This is a genomic window from Sphingomonas sp. ERG5, from assembly GCF_000803065.1.
Lineage (GTDB): Bacteria > Pseudomonadota > Alphaproteobacteria > Sphingomonadales > Sphingomonadaceae > Sphingomonas.
In genome coordinates this window covers 1-15605 of the sequence record NZ_JSXI01000062.1, presented here as the reverse complement: position 1 = coordinate 15605, position 15605 = coordinate 1, and the positions used below count along the sequence as shown (strand labels likewise).

At 63.3% G+C, this 15605-nt stretch carries 17 protein-coding genes; 9 read left to right on the top strand and 8 right to left on the bottom strand.

What is annotated here, in order from left to right; translation table 11 throughout:
• Window positions 1-58 precede the first annotated feature (58 nt).
• The 4 genes from rutB to rutA all read left to right on the top strand — a co-directional run bounded on the left by rutB (window position 59) and on the right by rutA (window position 3138).
• Complete coding sequence (gene rutB / locus OO12_RS19550; protein ID WP_034160422.1) at window positions 59-814, top strand: pyrimidine utilization protein B; 756 nt, start codon at window positions 59-61, stop codon at window positions 812-814.
• Between the two features lie 95 nt (window positions 815-909).
• The gene (gene rutC, locus OO12_RS19545) at window positions 910-1293 is read left to right on the top strand and encodes a pyrimidine utilization protein C (protein WP_034160421.1); all 384 of its coding nucleotides are present in this window, start codon (window positions 910-912) and stop codon (window positions 1291-1293) included.
• The gene (rutD, locus tag OO12_RS19540) at window positions 1293-2069 is read left to right on the top strand and encodes a pyrimidine utilization protein D (protein ID WP_034160420.1); all 777 of its coding nucleotides are present in this window, start codon (window positions 1293-1295) and stop codon (window positions 2067-2069) included. Before rutC ends, rutD begins: the two co-directional genes overlap by 1 nt.
• Window positions 2070-2073: 4 nt before the next feature.
• Window positions 2074-3138: a pyrimidine utilization protein A gene (gene rutA, locus OO12_RS19535; protein ID WP_034160419.1), complete on the top strand. Its 1065-nt coding sequence runs from the start codon at window positions 2074-2076 to the stop codon at window positions 3136-3138.
• 165 nt (window positions 3139-3303) lie between these two features.
• Here rutA and OO12_RS27615 read toward each other — a convergent pair whose 3' ends face one another.
• On the bottom strand, window positions 3304-3774 hold the full coding sequence (locus OO12_RS27615) for a lysozyme inhibitor LprI family protein (RefSeq protein WP_082006664.1): 471 nt from the start codon (window positions 3772-3774) through the stop codon (window positions 3304-3306).
• 119 nt (window positions 3775-3893) lie between these two features.
• Between OO12_RS27615 and OO12_RS19530 the strand changes: the two genes are divergently transcribed.
• Together OO12_RS19530 and OO12_RS19525 are read left to right on the top strand one after the other, a co-directional pair.
• Window positions 3894-4787, top strand: coding sequence for an alpha/beta hydrolase (locus OO12_RS19530; RefSeq protein WP_200887519.1), 894 nt, complete (start codon window positions 3894-3896; stop codon window positions 4785-4787).
• 56 nt (window positions 4788-4843) lie between these two features.
• Entirely contained in the window at window positions 4844-5134 is a 291-nt protein-coding gene (locus OO12_RS19525) for a barstar family protein (protein WP_034160418.1), read from the top strand.
• Window positions 5135-5486: 352 nt separating this feature from the next.
• On the opposite strand, the gene OO12_RS27610 is transcribed toward OO12_RS19525, so the two are convergent.
• A complete protein-coding gene (locus OO12_RS27610) occupies window positions 5487-6677 on the bottom strand; it encodes a Yip1 family protein (protein ID WP_034160417.1) in 1191 nt (396 codons plus the stop codon).
• Window positions 6678-6803: 126 nt separating this feature from the next.
• On the opposite strand from OO12_RS27610, the gene hslV reads away from it, so the two are divergent.
• The 3 genes from hslV (at window position 6804) to OO12_RS19505 (ending at window position 11078) form a co-directional block, all read left to right on the top strand.
• Window positions 6804-7352 carry an ATP-dependent protease subunit HslV gene (gene hslV / locus OO12_RS19515; protein ID WP_034160416.1) on the top strand — a complete coding sequence of 183 codons (549 nt, stop codon included), beginning with the start codon at window positions 6804-6806 and terminating at the stop codon, window positions 7350-7352.
• Between the two features lie 109 nt (window positions 7353-7461).
• Complete coding sequence (gene hslU / locus OO12_RS19510) at window positions 7462-8757, top strand: ATP-dependent protease ATPase subunit HslU (RefSeq protein WP_034160415.1); 1296 nt, start codon at window positions 7462-7464, stop codon at window positions 8755-8757.
• Window positions 8758-8963: 206 nt separating this feature from the next.
• Window positions 8964-11078 (top strand): S9 family peptidase, encoded by a 2115-nt coding sequence (locus tag OO12_RS19505; protein WP_034160414.1) that lies wholly within the window; start codon window positions 8964-8966, stop codon window positions 11076-11078.
• A gap of 320 nt (window positions 11079-11398) precedes the next feature.
• Here OO12_RS19505 and OO12_RS19500 read toward each other — a convergent pair whose 3' ends face one another.
• The 6 genes from OO12_RS19500 to OO12_RS19475 form a co-directional block, all read right to left on the bottom strand.
• A complete protein-coding gene (locus OO12_RS19500) occupies window positions 11399-11797 on the bottom strand; it encodes a DUF6491 family protein (protein ID WP_052216076.1) in 399 nt (132 codons plus the stop codon).
• A gap of 48 nt (window positions 11798-11845) precedes the next feature.
• Entirely contained in the window at window positions 11846-12580 is a 735-nt protein-coding gene (gene gloB / locus OO12_RS19495) for a hydroxyacylglutathione hydrolase (protein WP_034160412.1), read from the bottom strand.
• On the bottom strand, window positions 12577-13629 hold the full coding sequence (locus tag OO12_RS19490) for an NAD(P)H-dependent flavin oxidoreductase (protein WP_034160411.1): 1053 nt from the start codon (window positions 13627-13629) through the stop codon (window positions 12577-12579). Before OO12_RS19490 ends, gloB begins: the two co-directional genes overlap by 4 nt.
• 1 nt (window position 13630) lies before the next feature.
• Entirely contained in the window at window positions 13631-14044 is a 414-nt protein-coding gene (locus OO12_RS19485; RefSeq protein ID WP_200887518.1) for a VOC family protein, read from the bottom strand.
• Window positions 14045-14131: 87 nt separating this feature from the next.
• Entirely contained in the window at window positions 14132-14893 is a 762-nt protein-coding gene (locus OO12_RS19480; RefSeq protein ID WP_152616538.1) for a tetratricopeptide repeat protein, read from the bottom strand.
• On the bottom strand, window positions 14890-15605 hold a 716-nt coding region (locus tag OO12_RS19475), incomplete at its 5' end, for an alpha/beta hydrolase (RefSeq protein ID WP_034160410.1). The genes OO12_RS19480 and OO12_RS19475, both read right to left, overlap by 4 nt.

The window sequence follows — 15605 nt, the reverse complement described above, 5'->3', positions numbered from 1 at the left end:
CTTGCGATACCGCGCGACGCCCGTCAGACTTGGCTGCTTCGACTGTAGCGAGGTGCCGATGTCCGCAAATACGACCGTGAATTCGTCCCCGACGGTCGAGGGCAAGCGCTACGTCACCTTGCCCGCGCGGCCCGAGCCGCTGCGCGTCGCGGTCGATGAAACCGCGATCGTCGTGATCGACATGCAGAATGCCTATGCCTCGCCCGGCGGTTATGTCGATCTTGCCGGGTTCGACATTTCAGGGGCGGCGGCCGCGATCGACCGGGTCGCGGCGGTGCTCGACACCGCGCGCAAGGCCGGGGTGCAGATCGTCTATCTGCAAAATGGCTGGGACCCGGAGTATAATGAAGCTGGCGGCCCCGGCTCGCCCAACTGGCACAAATCCAACGCGCTGAAGACGATGCGCGCGCGGCCCGAACTGCAGGGGCAATTGCTGGCGCGCGGCGGCTGGGATTACGAGATCGTCGATGCGCTGACCCCGCAACCCGGCGATCTGCGCGTGCACAAGACGCGCTACTCCGCCTTCTTCAACTCGCAGTTCGACAGCACGCTGCGCGCACGCGGCATCCGCAACATCATATTCGTCGGCATCGCCACCAATGTCTGCGTCGAAAGCACGCTGCGGGATGGCTTTCACCTCGAATATTTCGGCGTGATGCTGGAGGATGCGACGCATCACCTCGGCCCCGAATATCTCCAGGCGGCGACTGTCTACAATGTCGAGAAATTCTTCGGCTGGGTGTCGACCGTGCCCGATTTCTGCGGCACGTTCGGGCAGATCGCCGAAGAGTCCCCCCAAACCCGTTCGCCCTGAGCCTGTCGAAGGGCCGTTCTTCTTTTCCGCAGAAGATAGCGAAGAAAGAACGATGCTTCGACGAACTCAGCACGAACGGAAATCAGGAAACCCACATGCCCTTCACCCCGATCAACCCGCCGCAATTTCCCACCCCGATCGCGCCTTATTCGGCCGGCGCGAAAGCCGGGAACACCGTTTATGTCTCGGGCGTGCTCGCGCTTGGCGAAGGCGGCACGGTGCTGCATGTCGGCGATGCCGCCGCGCAGACGCGCCATATCCTCGACGTCATCAAGATCACGCTCGAGGCCGGCGGCGCGACGCTTGAGGACGTGGCGATGAACCATATCTTCCTCAAGGACCTGGCCGATTATGCCGCCTTCAATGCGGTCTATGCCGAATATTTTCCGGGCGCGAAGCCGGCGCGCTATTGCATCCGATGCGATCTGGTGAAGCCCGATTGCCTGGTCGAGATCGCCAGCGTGGCGCATATCGCCTGATGCCCGAAGCCGCCGGTCTTTATTACGAAACGCACGGGGCGGCAGGCGCACCGCCGCTCATCCTGTCGTCGGGCATGGGCGGATCGGCGAGTTACTGGCGCCCGAACGTCGCCGCGCTGGCCGGGCATTTTCACGTCATCGCCTATGATCATCGCGGCACCGGCCGTTCGGACCGCACGGTCACGCCGCGCATCGACAGCATCGGCGACGATATGCTGGCGCTGATGGATGCGCTCAATCTGCCGCGTGCATCGATCGTTGGCCACGCCATTGGCGGCATGGGCGGCCTCACCCTCGCGCTCGATACGCCGGCGCGGGTCGATCGGCTGGTGGTGGTCAATGGCTGGGGCCGGCCGGATCCCTATACCGCGCGCTGCTTCGACGCGCGGCTGAATCTGCTGCGTCATGGCGGCGTCCGCGACTATGTCCATGCGCAGCCGATCTTCCTCTATCCGCCGCAATGGATCTCCGATCATGATCGGGAACTGGCGGAAGAGGAGGGCATGCACATCGCGGCCTTTCCCGCCGACATGGTCGAGCAGCGCATCCTTGAAGCGGTGGACTTCGACGTGATGGACCGCCTTGCGGGACTGGCGGTACCTACGCTTCTGCTCACGAGCGACGATGACGGGCTGGTGCCGCCGGGCTGCTCCGGCCTTTTGGCGGGGGCCATCCCCGGCGCGCGGCTCGAAACCATGAAATGGGGCGGTCACGCCTGCAACGTCACCGATCCCGACACCTTCAACGCACTCATTCTCGATTTTCTGAGGAGCTAAACCAATGCAGGTCGGAGTCTTCGTCCCCATCAATAACAATGGCTGGCTGATCAGCGAGAACGCGCCGCAATATATGCCGAGCTTCGATCTCAACAAACAGATCGCCCAGAGCGCGGAGAAGCACGGGCTCGATTTCCTGCTCTCGATGATCAAGCTGCGTGGTTTCGGCGGCAAGACCGAATTCTGGGAATATGGCCTGGAAAGCTTCACGCTGATGGCCGGCCTCGCTGCGGTCACCGAGAAGATCAAGATCTACGCGACCTGTCCGACCCTGGTCATTCCGCCCGCTTTTGCCGCGCGGATGTGCAACACGATCGATTCGATCAGCCATGGACGCTTCGGGCTGAACCTGATCACCGGGTGGCAACGACCCGAATATAGCCAGATGGGTTTGTGGCCGGGAGATGAGCATTTCCGCAACCGTTACCAGATGCTCGACGAATATGCCCAGATTCTCCGCGAGTTATGGGAAACAGGGCGGAGCGACCTGAAGGGTACATATTACCAGATGGACGATTGTCTCGTCCGCCCCAAGCCCGAAGGCGATATGAAGATCATCTGCGCGGGCAGCTCGGACGAGGGGCTCGCCTTCTCGGCCAAATGGGCGGACTATGCCTTTTGCCTTGGCAAGGGCGTCAACACGCCGACCGCTTTCTCTTCGAACAATGCGCGCCTCGCGGCGGCGACCGCGAAGACCGGGCGCGATGTGTCGATCTTCGTGCTGGTGATGATCATCGCCGACGAGACCGACGAAGCGGCGATGGCGAAGTGGAAAAGCTATAATGACGGCGTCGATATCGACGCGATCTCCTGGCTCGCCGAACAGGGTGCAGCCGACAAGCACAATGCCTCGACCAATGTTCGTCAGCTCGCCGCGCCGGAGGGTGCGGTCAACATCAACATGGGCACGCTGGTCGGCAGCTATGAAAGTGTCGCGCGAATGCTCGACGAGATGGCGGAGGTGCCCAATACCGGCGGCGTGCTGCTGACGTTCGATGATTTCGTCGCAGGGGTGGAGGCGTTCGGCACGCGCATCCAGCCGCTGATGAAGAGCCGCAACAAGGGGTAGGGGGCCTCCCCCCTCCTCTCCCGGCCAGCGAGGGAGCTGAAATGCGGACATGCCCTCTGGCGATGCGTTCTTCCGTCTTATCCGAGCAGACCTTGGGTCAGGCCTAGTCAGGGGCCCCCGTCGGGGTGAATGACTGGGATGGGCGCGAAGCAGGGGGGTGGCCCTTCACCGACTTAGTAAGTGGTTAGTTGCTCTAAGCTCCGACAGGCGCAGCGCGTTGAGCCGATAGTGGCATCTCGCCTCAAGGCTATCCGTTCCGCTACCTCCAAAGGACGTGCCTCCTTCAAGTGAACATTGAGATTGCGAATATTTGAGCCATTCCGCCTGAGAGGTTTTCAACTTCACAGCCAGGGATGAGCGGTGAATATGACCAGCCTTCGCAAAGGCGTTGAACTTCCGGTCTAAAACCACGGCAGTTCGCAAGTTGCGCTCAAACGAACGTTCAACTTTTGCCCGCAACTTTCTGGCGGCGTCGAGATAACAGCCGTCACGCTCGGCGTTTGTGGCAGCGCCATCGCAGCGGTCCACTATCTGTGTCGTCGCTGGTGGCGAAAGGACGGCCGCTGGCGCCATCGTCGGCAGAGAAACGCCAATTGCAAAAGGCACCGCCAATGCGGCTCGAACTATGATCCTCATACATTCAGCTTACGGTGAGCGCGAATGTCTGCAAGGGTCGATAATAGTCATTCCCGGTTTAAGTCACATACATATATTAGGTCCCTTCCAGGGCGGGGATGAAGATTGAGGAACGGGCAATGTCGATCTGGATCAAGCTATTGATCGTCATTGCCGTGATCGGGCTGAGCCTTGGCCTGATCCTGCTTTTCGCATCGCCGCCCGGCGTGCTCAATTTCTTCAATGCGCACACCCCCGGCGACAGCAACGCGCAAAAGGTCGCCGCCGCCGTCCCCTATGGCGCGGAGCCCGCGCAGAAACTCGATGTCTGGGCGCCGAAACAGCGCGCCGACGCCACGCCGCTCCCGGTCGTGATCTTCTATTATGGCGGCGGCTGGGTGAAGGGATCGCGCGGCGAATATGGCTTTGCCGGACGCGCCTTTGCCGCACAGGGTTTTATCGCGGTCATCCCTGACTATCGGCTGGTGCCCGGCGTGCGCTTCCCGGTGTTCGTCCAGGACAGCGCGCTGGCGGTCAAATGGGTGCGTGACAATATCGCGCGTTATGGCGGTGATCCGAAACGCATCACGCTGTCGGGCCATTCCGCCGGCGCCTATAACGCCGCCATGCTCGCGCTCGACCGGCACTGGCTGACCGATATCGGCGTCGATCCCGGCATTATCCGCGCCGGCGCCTTGCTTGCCGGACCGTACGACTTCTACCCATTCGACAAGCCGCGCAGCATCGACGCGATGAGCCACTGGCCGCGCCCTTTGGAAACTCAGCCGATCCAGTTCGCGCGCGCCGACGCGCCGCCCCTGTTGCTGGCGGCCGGCACTGCCGACACCGTCGTGCGCCCTTACAACGCCGAGCGCCTGGCGAAGAAGCTGCACGATCTGGGCGCGCCGGTGACGCTGCGCCTCTATCCCGGCCAGAGTCACAATGATCTGGTGATGGGCTTGTCCAAACCGTTTCGCGGCCGCTCGCCCACCCTCCGCGAAAGCAGCGACTTTCTGAAGGCGAATTCGCAGTAGCGGCGAAACGAACGGATGATGGTCGGACACTCAATTCGAAAGCGCTCGGGGGCGACATGCGAACCATTCATATCGACTGCACGGGCGTGAAGACCGTCGATGAATTCTGGCAGCGCTATCTCGATACCGTCAGGCCGGTTGGCGCCAATCTGTTCGGCCGCAACCTTGATGGTTTTTGGGATGCGATCGAAGGCGGCGGGCCCGGCTGGCCGGGAGAAGGGGTCGGGCTCGTCTTCGCCGCTACGGATGCCCTGACGCCGCTTCGGTTGGCCAATGGCGGCTCGTTCCTCGATGCCCTGCGTCGGATCGCGCGGGACGCAACCCGGACGGAAATCGCGCTCGTCTGAGCGGCGTTGTCGTTTCTTGACAGGGGGATTCGCGCCGCCGCGATTCAACGCCGGCACCCATCCATGGCAACGTGACGGCACACGAAGCGCTGTTCGCGCTTCGCCCGCTCTTTCACATGACTGGACCATCTTTGGACATTGTGGCGCATGCTGTTCCGGCGTTTACAGCATGCTGTTCCTTGCTGTTATTCGATAACAGCATAATGGTGATCAACCCATTGGAAACAAGCCAGGAATTTGAGCCGAAAATCCAACTTAACAGCATGAAAAAATATCAGCCGAAATAACAGCAAAAACAGCATCGTTGCGGCACGCGACTCAGTGGCCGGGTGCTGCCCGATCGCGGAGACTCCTAGGGAGCCGAAGCGGCCAGCTTGCTTGCATCCACCGCGGCGACTGCTGCTTTCAGTGTCGCGATATCGGCGACATTGCCCTCGGCGGTGACGAGGAAGCGGCTGCCCGCCATGGTTTCATATTTGCCGCGTTTCTCGCTGCTGTCCCATTTCTCGGTGACCATCGCGCCGCCGACCATTTCGGTCTTTTCATAACCGGTCGCGGTCTGCTTGTTCGACTGGACATTCAATGCCCCGCCCAGCGTCGCGAGCGATCCCAGCGCCGCCATGTCGGCGACCGACAAGGTGAAATTCTGCTCACCCGCGCTATACTTGCCTTCCGCGCGGCTGCCGCCGATGCCGCCCGCGCCGCCGCTGGTCGATTCGGTATCACCCCGCGCAAAGCCGGCGATCGATGCCGGGAGCATCGCCTGCAGCGCCGCGGCGGGCACCGCATTGGTCTTGCCGCTTGCCGCATCGGCCTGCATCCGCGCGGTTGCGGCTTCCATCTTCTGGCCGGCTTCCTCGAGCTTGCCGAGATCGACCTTGCCGACGCCGGGGACGTTCATGGTGCCACTTGCGGTGCCGCTGCTTGCGCTGATCAGCGGCCGCGCAACCTGTGCGGTCACCGCGCCGGCCACGGCGCCGATGACCACGAACACCACGACCGCCACCACCATGGTGACAAGGACATAAGGCACTGCCTTGTCGGCGGGCGCCTTCATCAGCTTCGGCAACCCGATCCAGAACAGATAAAAGCTGTACAGCCCCAGGAAGATCAGGAACGAGAGCGCCGGCAGGATCTGGAATATACCCGCCAGCCAGCTCGCGGTCGCGCCGAATGCCGCCACTTTCATCGCCGAGACCGGGTTCTTGGTGGCCCCGAAGCTCGGTGCGAGCGCATCGATGATCAGCGCCAGCACATAGATGCCGACCAGCGCCAGTGCATAGCCGATCACCGCCGTGGTCACGGCGCTCATCAAGGACGGACGGTAGCTGAAGCCGAGGAAACCATAGCCGAACACCAGTGATCCGATCAGCGCGGCCACCGGGCCGATCGCCGCAAGCGGCACGACCCAGCCGGTGAAGATGCCCCTGACCGTCATCGGCTCGCTGTCGATGCGGTCCCATTCCGCGGCCGGTGTCAGCAATAATCGCTTGATCCGGTTCACCATTCCTGCGGGTTCATTGTCTGGAAGCTGTGTCGCCATGGTCGATCCCCTGTCGGATTTATCCCCAAATGGAAGCTATCGGCATTCCCGGCGAAAGATAGGATCAAGGCGACATTCGCGGCTTGTCGATTGCACGAACGCCATCGGTCTCCCATATCCGCCGCCATGAGCGATACCATGACGTGGCACGGCACGACAATTCTCTCCGTGCGCCGGAACGGCAAAGTCGTCGTCGCGGGCGATGGCCAGGTCTCGATGGGCCAGACCGTGATGAAACCCAATGCGAAAAAGGTCCGCCGCCTCGGCGACGGATCGGTGATCGCCGGGTTCGCCGGGGCGACCGCCGACGCCTTCACCTTGTTCGAACGCCTCGAACGCAAGCTCGAACAGCATCACGGGCAATTGCTCCGGGCCGCGGTCGAGCTGGCCAAGGACTGGCGGACCGACAAATATCTTCGCAACCTGGAGGCGATGATGATCGTCGCCGACAAGGATGTGACGCTGATCCTGACCGGCAATGGCGATGTGCTGGAGCCCGAAGCCGGGGTCGCCGCGATCGGGTCGGGCGGCAATTACGCCCTCGCCGCCGCGCGCGCGCTGGTCGATTACGAACAGGATGCCGAAACGATCTGCCGCAAGGCGATGGGGATTGCTGCGGAGGTCTGCGTCTACACCAATGACCGGCTGACGATCGAAACACTGGACGCCGCATAATTCCCCTCCCGCTTGCGGGAGGGCCTGTCCTCCCAAGCGCTGCCCCTTGTTTGACATGTCCTCCCCCGACCCCTCCCGCCGGCGGGAGGGGAGGAAGATAGAGAAGAAAATGAACGACGCACTGACACCCAAAGCCATTGTCGCCGCACTTGACGAGCACATCATCGGCCAGCGCGATGCCAAGCGCGCGGTCGCGGTCGCGCTGCGCAACCGCTGGCGCCGCCAGCGTCTCGGCGCCGATCTGCGCGACGAGGTATCCCCCAAGAACATTTTGATGATCGGCCCGACCGGTTGCGGCAAGACCGAGATCAGCCGTCGCCTGGCGAAGCTTGCCGACGCGCCGTTCATCAAGGTCGAGGCGACCAAATTCACTGAGGTCGGCTATGTCGGCCGCGATGTGGAGCAGATCGCGCGCGACCTGGTCGAGGAAGCGGTACGGCTTGAAAAGGAACGCCGCCGCGTCGCGGTCAAGGACAAGGCCGAAGAAGCGGCGATGGTCCGACTGCTTGACGCATTGACCGGCAAGGGCGCGAGCGAGGCGACGCGCGAAGCGTTCCGCCAGCGCATGGCCGATGGCCATCTCGACAATACCGAGATCGAGATCGAGCTTGAGGCGCAGGCGCAGATGCCGTTCGAAGTGCCCGGCCAGATGGGCATGATCAATCTCGGCGAGATGATGGGCAAGGCGCTGGGCGGCAATCAGCTGAAGCGCCGCAAGCTCACCGTTCCCGCCGCCTGGGAGAAGCTGGTCGAGGAGGAGGCTGACAAGCGGCTCGACCAGGAAGAGGTCAGCCGCACCGCGCTGGCCGATGCCGAGGCCAATGGCATCGTCTTCCTTGATGAGATCGACAAGATCGCGGTCAGCGAACAACGCGGCGGCGCGAGTGTAAGCCGCGAGGGCGTGCAGCGCGATCTGTTGCCGCTGATCGAGGGCACCACGGTCGCGACCAAGTATGGGCCGATGAAGACCGACCATATCCTGTTCATCGCCAGCGGCGCTTTCCATGTCGCCAAGCCGAGTGACCTGTTGCCGGAGTTGCAGGGTCGTTTGCCGATCCGGGTCGAGCTGAAGGCGCTGACCGAGGCTGATTTCGTCGCGATCCTCAGCGACACCAAGGCGTCGCTGCCGCAGCAATACAAGGCGCTGATCGGCACCGAAGGCGTGACGATCGAGTTCACCGAGGACGGCATCGCCGCGGTCGCGAAGATCGCCGCGGACGTGAATGGCGAGATCGAGAATATCGGTGCGCGCCGCTTGCAGACGGTGATGGAGAAATTGCTCGAGGAAGTGAGCTTCTCCGCCGAGGATCGCGGCGGCGAGACAGTGGTGGTCGATGCCGCCTATGTCGAAAGCCAGCTCGCGGGCATCGCGCGCAACACGGATCTCAGCCGTTTCGTTCTGTAAGATGATCGGTTGAGGCCAGATCGCTACCCCATTCGTCCCGAGCTTGTCGAATGGCCGTTCTTCTTGCCTGGAGAAGATGGAGAAGAAAGAGCGGTGCTTCGACACGCTTGGTGCGAACGGGGAGGGGCTGCTCCAGGGAAGCCACTCTTCCGCTTTCCCGATCCCGACGCTAGCCTCCAGCCCTGTCCGTCATCCGGGAGTCGTTCGTGAAGCATCTCATCGCTTGTGGCCTGATCGCCGCCATTGCCGTCCCCGCTGTCGCGCAGGAAGCGCCCAAGCCCCCGGTCGCCGCCAGGAAGCCGCATGAGATCAAGGCGCCGTTCGGCGCGACCCGCCGGGACGACTATTACTGGCTGCGCGACGACACGCGCAAAAACCCCGACATGCTGGCCTATATCAAGGCTGAGAATGATTATGCCGACACGGTGCTCGCGCCGACCAAAAAGCTGCAGGAGGCGATCTACAAAGAGGTCGTCGGGCGCATCAAACAGGATGACAGTTCGGTCCCGTATCTGAAGAACGGTTATTATTACTATACGCGCTTCGACACTGGCGCGGACTATCCGGTCGCCGCACGGCGCAAGGGCAGCATGGACGCGCCCGAGGAGATATTGCTCGATCAGCCGAAGCTCGCGGCGGGCAAGGGCTTCTTCCAGACCGCATCGCGCACGGTCAGCCCCGACAATAGCCTCCTCGCCTGGGCCGAGGATGTCGTCGGGCGCCGGCAATATGTGCTCAAGGTGAAGAACATCGCGACTGGCGCGTTGCTCACCGATCTGGTCCCGAACGTCGAAGCCAATCTCGTCTGGAGCGACGACAACAAGACCATCTTCTATATCGAGAAGGACCCGGTCACCCTGCTGAGCAAGCGCGTCAAGGCGCATGTCCTCGGCACGCCCGCTTCGGCCGATCGGCTGGTCTATGAGGAGAAGGACGACAGCTTCTATATGGGGCTGGGGCGCACCTCGGACGACAAATATATCTGCATCACACTGCAAAGCACGGTCAGCAACGAACTGCGCTGTGCCCCGGCCAGCGCGCCGACCAATTTTGCCGTGCTTGCGCCGCGCGAGCGCGACTTCCGCTATGACGCCGACCATATCGCCGATCACTGGATTGTCCGCACGGATTGGAAGGCGCCCAATTATCGCCTGATGACCGTTGCCGATGCGAAGGCCAATGGAACGCGTGCCGCCTGGACCGACCTTGTGCCGGTCGATCCCGCCGTGTTCATCGAAGGCTTCAAGCCGTTCAACGGCTTCGTTGCGATCGAGGAACGCTCGGGTGGCAACAAAAGGCTGCGCATGCTGAACGACGCCGGCAAGAGCAGCTTCGTCAATTCAGATGAGCCGGCCTATGCGATGGCGATCGAGGTCAATGAGGAAACCGGCACGCCGTGGCTGCGCTACACCTATAATTCGCTGACCACGCCGACCACCACCTATGAAGTGAATGCGGCGACGGGCGAACGCCGCGTGCTCAAGGTACAGCCGGTGCCCGGCTATGACGCCTCGCAATATGTCACTGAACGCGTCTGGGTGCCCGCGCGCGACGGAACGAAGGTGCCGGTCAGCCTGGTCTACAAGAAGGGCTTCAAGAAGGACGGCACCGCCGCGATGCTGCAATATGGCTATGGCAGCTATGGCGCGTCGATGGATCCGAACTTCTCGATCCAGACCGTCAGCTTGCTCGATCGCGGCATGGTCTATGCCCTGGCGCATATTCGCGGTGGGCAGGAAATGGGCCGCAAATGGTATGACGACGGCCATTTGATGAACAAGAAGAACAGCTTCACCGATTTCATCGACGTTACCCGCTATCTCGTCGCGCAGAAATATGCCGCCAAGGGCCGGGTGGCTGCGCTCGGCGGCAGCGCCGGCGGATTGCTGATGGGCGCGGTCGCCAATATGGCGCCGGGCGATTATCGCGCGATCGTTGCGCAAGTGCCGTTCGTCGATGTGGTGACGACCATGCTCGATGCCAGCATCCCGCTGACCACCAACGAATATGACGAATGGGGCAATCCGGCGGCGAAGCCCGCCTATGATTATATGCTGAGCTATTCGCCCTATGATCAGGTCAAGGCGCAAGCCTATCCGGCGCTGTTCGTCGGTACCGGCCTGTGGGATTCACAGGTGCAATATTACGAACCGGCGAAATGGGTCGCAAAGCTGCGTGCGACGTCGACCAGCAAATATCCGCTCGTCTTCCGCACCAATATGGAAGCCGGGCATGGCGGCAAATCGGGCCGCTTCCAGCGTTACCACGACTCCGCCGAATATAACGCGTTCATGCTCACCGAACTGGGCGTGACGCCTTAGAGCAGCGTCGGGTTGCGCGGAATCACCCTCCCCCGTTCAGGCTGAGCTTGTCGAAGCCCCGCTCTTTCTTGCAACACAGGCAGTCGGGGAAGAACGGCCCTTCGACAAGCTCAGGGCGAACGGAAGGGGGTGGATCCACTCAGCTCGAAACCGCTCTAGGCCGGGTCGATGTTCAGCGATGGGCGCTTTGGCCGGATACCGATTCAACGCCTGACAGGATCATGAAAGGGGGTGGCGGACGAAAAGCCCGATGGCTTCCCGCCCCGCTCTTTGACATGACCGAAAAAACCTTGTCCTTGCCCATTGGCTGTTTCGGCGATTCAGCCCGGCTGGTTCCCGGGTTTCTCATAGGGCACGAAATCGCCGAGCCGACATATCGGGCCACGAATGCCTGAACTGCGGTCGACCATATCGAATGTGTCGCCCTTGCAGACCTGGCTGCCGAACAGTTTGAATACCGGAATGCTGTCGGACCTCATGCCCGAACAGGCATAGGCCAGGGTGTTGACCCAATAGCGTCGCTCCGACTGGCGATACACCAATGTGCGGTCGCCAATGATCTGCGGACTGCCGAGCTGCGTGGTGTCCAGGCACCCTTTCGGGGCACCGGCCACACGGCCGGCCAGCGCCTTGGCGAGGTCGGCATCACTCTCCGCGCGGCTGTCGGCAGCGGTGGTGCAGGCGACCAGCGCCAGCGGAGCGAGCAACAAGATGCGCATTGGCATTCTCCCGGACGTCGCCGCCCCCGAGAGAGCCCTGTAGCAGAGTCAGCCGCGAAACGCATCCTTGGCCGCACGCCGATCGGCCAGTTCCCCGGCTGAGGCCGCACGCAGGAAAGGGTTGGTCGCCAGCTCCAGCGCGATCGTTGTCGGGATGGTCGGCTCACCCGTCGCGCGCGCCGCATCCACCGTCACCATTCGCTCGACGATCGCCGCATTGCCCGGTTCGACGGCGCGCGCGAAGCGGCCGTTCGCCTGGGTATATTCATGCGCGCAATAGACGATCGTCTCGGGTGGCAATGCGGCAAGGCGCTGCATATTAGCGAACATCTGCGTCGCATCGCCTTCGAACAGCCGGCCGCAACCCATCGCGAACAATGTGTCGCCGGTGAAGACGATCTCGTCGTCGGGAAGGTGGAAGCTGATATGCCCGGCGGTGTGTCCGGGCGTTTCCATCACCGTCGCGACATGCGCGCCCAGTGCCACGGTATCGCCTTCGCCAACCGCGACGTCGAGCGTCGGAATGCGCCCCGCTTCTGCCGCGGGGCCGGTGACGATCGCGCCATGAGCTTCCTTGATCGCGGCATTGCCGCCGGTGTGATCGGGGTGCCAGTGCGTGTTCCAGATTGTGCCGATGCGCCAGCCACGCTTGTCCGCTTCGGCCAGCACCGGCTCCGCTTCGGCCGGGTCGACCACCATCGTCTCGCCCGACGCCTGATCATGCACCAGCCAGATATAATTGTCGCTCAGTGCGGGGATGCGGACGATGTCGAGGCCGGTCATGAGTCACTCCGAAAATTAAGCGCCGCGGTGCCAAGGCGGATCGTGACATCGCCGGCAGACTCGGCGCGCGTCAGCGCCACCCCGCCGCCCGCCCACAAGGGCGAGAAGTCGCCGCGTCCTTCGCTCTCGGCCTTGGCACGGAGCGGCGCGAGCGCGGCGCTGGCATAAGGGAATGGCGGCGCGACCTGGTTGATCGGACCAAGCGCATCGGTCAGCCGGTTGCGCAGTCCTCGCGCAACGCCACCGCTGAACAGGTTGGTGGCGACGAGATCGTCCGACTGCGCGGTCTCCAGTCGGTGACGATGGGCCGCACTGGTCCATGCTTCGGGTGTCAACAGATAGGCGGTGCCGACCTGCACGGCGCCGGCGCCGCGTGCCATTGCCGCCGCCACGCCCGCCGCATCGGCAATCCCACCGGCCGCGATCACTGGCACATGAACCGCCGCGACGATTTGCGGCAGAATCTCTGCAAGCGGTCTGGAGCGATAGCCATCGAGGAAATGGCCGGCATGACCGCCGGCCTCGTCGCCTTGCGCGATGATCGCGTGACAGCCCTGCGCTGCCAGGTGCTGCGCTTCGGCCAGGGTGGTCGCATTGCCGAAGATCAGCGCGCCGGTCGCTCGCACCCGCGCAAGCAGCGCGTCGTCGGGCACGCCGAAATGGAAGCTGACAATCTCCGGCCGTACCGTTTCGACCGCCTCTGCCATTGCCGCGTCGAATGGCCGTCGCAGCGGTGGCGAGCCGGTCGGCGGCGCGACGTCTTCACTGGCATAAAAGGGCGCAAGCGTGGCACGCCACGTCGTTTCGTCCGGCTGGGGCCCGAGCGTGTGACAGAAGAAATTGAGATTGAGCGGCCCCGCCGCGGCGGCGCGGATCGCCGCGACTTCCGTCACCACCGCTCCGGCATCGAGCACCGCACAGGCGAGCGAGCCGATCCCACCCGCGCCGATTGCCGCCATCGCCAGCTCTCGTCCGGCGAAATTGGCCATCGGTGCCTGAACGATCGGCAATCGCGCGCCGGTCAATTCCAGGAAACCGGCGGCTGTCATCTCACCACACGCCCGTATTCGGCATCGACGCCCAGGGTTCGGCCGGCGGCAGCACGCCGTCCTGCAGCAGCTCGACTGAGATATTGTCGGGCGTGCGCACGAACGCCATATGGCCATCGCGCGGTGGGCGATTGATCGTCACCCCGGCATCCATCAGCCGCTGGCACGTCTCGTAGATATTGTCGACGCGGTAAGCGAGATGTCCGAAATTGCGCCCGCCGGAATAGTCCTCCGGATCCCAGTTATGCGTCAGCTCGACCTGCGCATCCTCGTCACCGGGCGCGGCCAGGAAGATCAGCGTGAAGCGGCCTTTCTCGCTATCCATCCGCCGTACTTCCTTCAGCCCGAGCAGGTCGAAGAACTTCACCGTCGCATCCGGATCGGTCACGCGGATCATGGTATGGAGATATTTCACGGAAGGGCTGCTCCTGCTGGCGTCATCGTCCAGATAGGGACCCGGCACGCGTCCCGCAATTTTCGTCGGGTATTTTCAGCCGAAACTTCAGGGGGTGATAGGCGGGGCGAATTGCATCAGCGCCGCCTTGGCGGCGATTCCGGCATCGCCCTGCGGCGCGATCGCCACCGCCTGGTTCCAGGCGGCCTTCGCGCCCGCCTCGTCGCCGGCGAGTGCAGCGATATTGCCTGCCTCGAATTGCACCGAGGCATCCTCGCCCGATAGTTTGAGCGCTTCGGCAATATCCTTCTTCGCGCGGGGCAAATCATCCATGCGCCGCGCCAGCGTCGCGGAGAGCAGCCAGGCCAGCGGGTCGGCGGCGGCGTCGACCACGGCCTGGTCGAGGTCGCTGCGCGCGCCGGCAAGATCCTTGCTGGCGACTTGCGCCCGCGCGCGGTCGAGATAGGCCTCGCCGCGCTGGAGGCCGGTCAATGTGCCTGCCGCCAGGGCGGCATCGAGCGCGGCGCGCGCCTTGCCCGCATCCTTGGCGGCGAGCCAGGCATTGCCCGCCTGTGCCCAGTAAAGTGCGGCGCGGCGATCCTTGGCCAATTCGGCGGTGCGGGCTGCCCCATCGAACTCGGCCGCCGCGGCACTCCATTGCTCGTTGTTGGTGTAGGCGACGCCGAGGCATTGCTGAGCGAGGAATCCGCCACCCGACAATTTCCAGCGCCCTGCCTCATCCGCGGCCTTGGCCGGGTCCTTGGTCGCCAGGTCGAGACAGCGCGCGCCGCGCTCCTCGCTGGTCGATGGCGGGCCTGCCTGAGTGGCGGAAACAGGGGCGGCGGCGAGCAGCAGCAGGGGCAGGATCATAAGCGCGAAATCACATCCTCGACCGCTTTGATCAGCAGCGCGATATCGGTATCGCGCGACAGGCGGTGATCGCCATCCTTGATCAACAGCGTCTGCACATCGGCTGAACGGATCATCTCGGCAAGCCGGGCGGTGCGCGTCCAGGGTACGTCGCGGTCAAGCTGTCCCTGCAACAGCCGCACCGGGCAATCGACGGCGATCGTGCCGAACATCAGCCGGTTGGCCTCGCCCGAATTCCAGAACGCGGCGGTGGTGATGGTCGGCTGGTCCGAATAAGGCGACGCGCGCGACACCTTGCCGCCCGACAGGATCGCCAGCTTCTCGTCGGTGGTGAAGCCCCAGTCGGTGAAGTCGGGCGCGGGCGCGACACCGATCAGTCCGGCGACCAGTTCCGGCCGATCGCGCGCGACCAGCAGCATGATCCATCCGCCCATCGACGATCCGACCAGCACCGCGGGGCCATTTGCCAACTGCTCGATCATCGACAGTGCATCGTCGCGCCATCCGGCCAGTGTCTGGTCCTCGAACGCGCCTTCGCTTTGCCCGCAGCCGCCATAGTCGAAACGGAGGAACGCCCGTCCGCTCGCCTTTGCCCAGGCCTCCAGCGCCAGGGCCTTGCTGCCGGTCATGTCGGAGGCATAGCCGGGCAGGAACACCGTCATCGGCCCGGTACCTTCGGTCAGGTAATAAGCGAGCGCGGGGCGGGGTGGGG

What these genes read in the sequence shown, in the direction of transcription:
- OO12_RS19480 (WP_152616538.1), bottom strand. Translation starts at nt 14,893, where the DNA reads ATGATCCTGCCCCTGCTGCTGCTCGCCGCCGCCCCTGTTTCCGCCACT.
- OO12_RS27610 (WP_034160417.1), bottom strand. Translation starts at nt 6,677, where the DNA reads ATGGCGACACAGCTTCCAGACAATGAACCCGCAGGAATGGTGAACCGG.
- hslV (WP_034160416.1), top strand. Translation starts at nt 6,804, where the DNA reads ATGAGCGATACCATGACGTGGCACGGCACGACAATTCTCTCCGTGCGC.
- OO12_RS19490 (WP_034160411.1), bottom strand. Translation starts at nt 13,629, where the DNA reads ATGACAGCCGCCGGTTTCCTGGAATTGACCGGCGCGCGATTGCCGATC.
- rutA (WP_034160419.1), top strand. Translation starts at nt 2,074, where the DNA reads ATGCAGGTCGGAGTCTTCGTCCCCATCAATAACAATGGCTGGCTGATC.
- rutD (WP_034160420.1), top strand. Translation starts at nt 1,293, where the DNA reads ATGCCCGAAGCCGCCGGTCTTTATTACGAAACGCACGGGGCGGCAGGC.
- gloB (WP_034160412.1), bottom strand. Translation starts at nt 12,580, where the DNA reads ATGACCGGCCTCGACATCGTCCGCATCCCCGCACTGAGCGACAATTAT.
- rutB (WP_034160422.1), top strand. Translation starts at nt 59, where the DNA reads ATGTCCGCAAATACGACCGTGAATTCGTCCCCGACGGTCGAGGGCAAG.
- OO12_RS19525 (WP_034160418.1), top strand. Translation starts at nt 4,844, where the DNA reads ATGCGAACCATTCATATCGACTGCACGGGCGTGAAGACCGTCGATGAA.
- OO12_RS27615 (WP_082006664.1), bottom strand. Translation starts at nt 3,774, where the DNA reads ATGAGGATCATAGTTCGAGCCGCATTGGCGGTGCCTTTTGCAATTGGC.
- OO12_RS19500 (WP_052216076.1), bottom strand. Translation starts at nt 11,797, where the DNA reads ATGCGCATCTTGTTGCTCGCTCCGCTGGCGCTGGTCGCCTGCACCACC.
- OO12_RS19530 (WP_200887519.1), top strand. Translation starts at nt 3,894, where the DNA reads ATGTCGATCTGGATCAAGCTATTGATCGTCATTGCCGTGATCGGGCTG.
- rutC (WP_034160421.1), top strand. Translation starts at nt 910, where the DNA reads ATGCCCTTCACCCCGATCAACCCGCCGCAATTTCCCACCCCGATCGCG.
- hslU (WP_034160415.1), top strand. Translation starts at nt 7,462, where the DNA reads ATGAACGACGCACTGACACCCAAAGCCATTGTCGCCGCACTTGACGAG.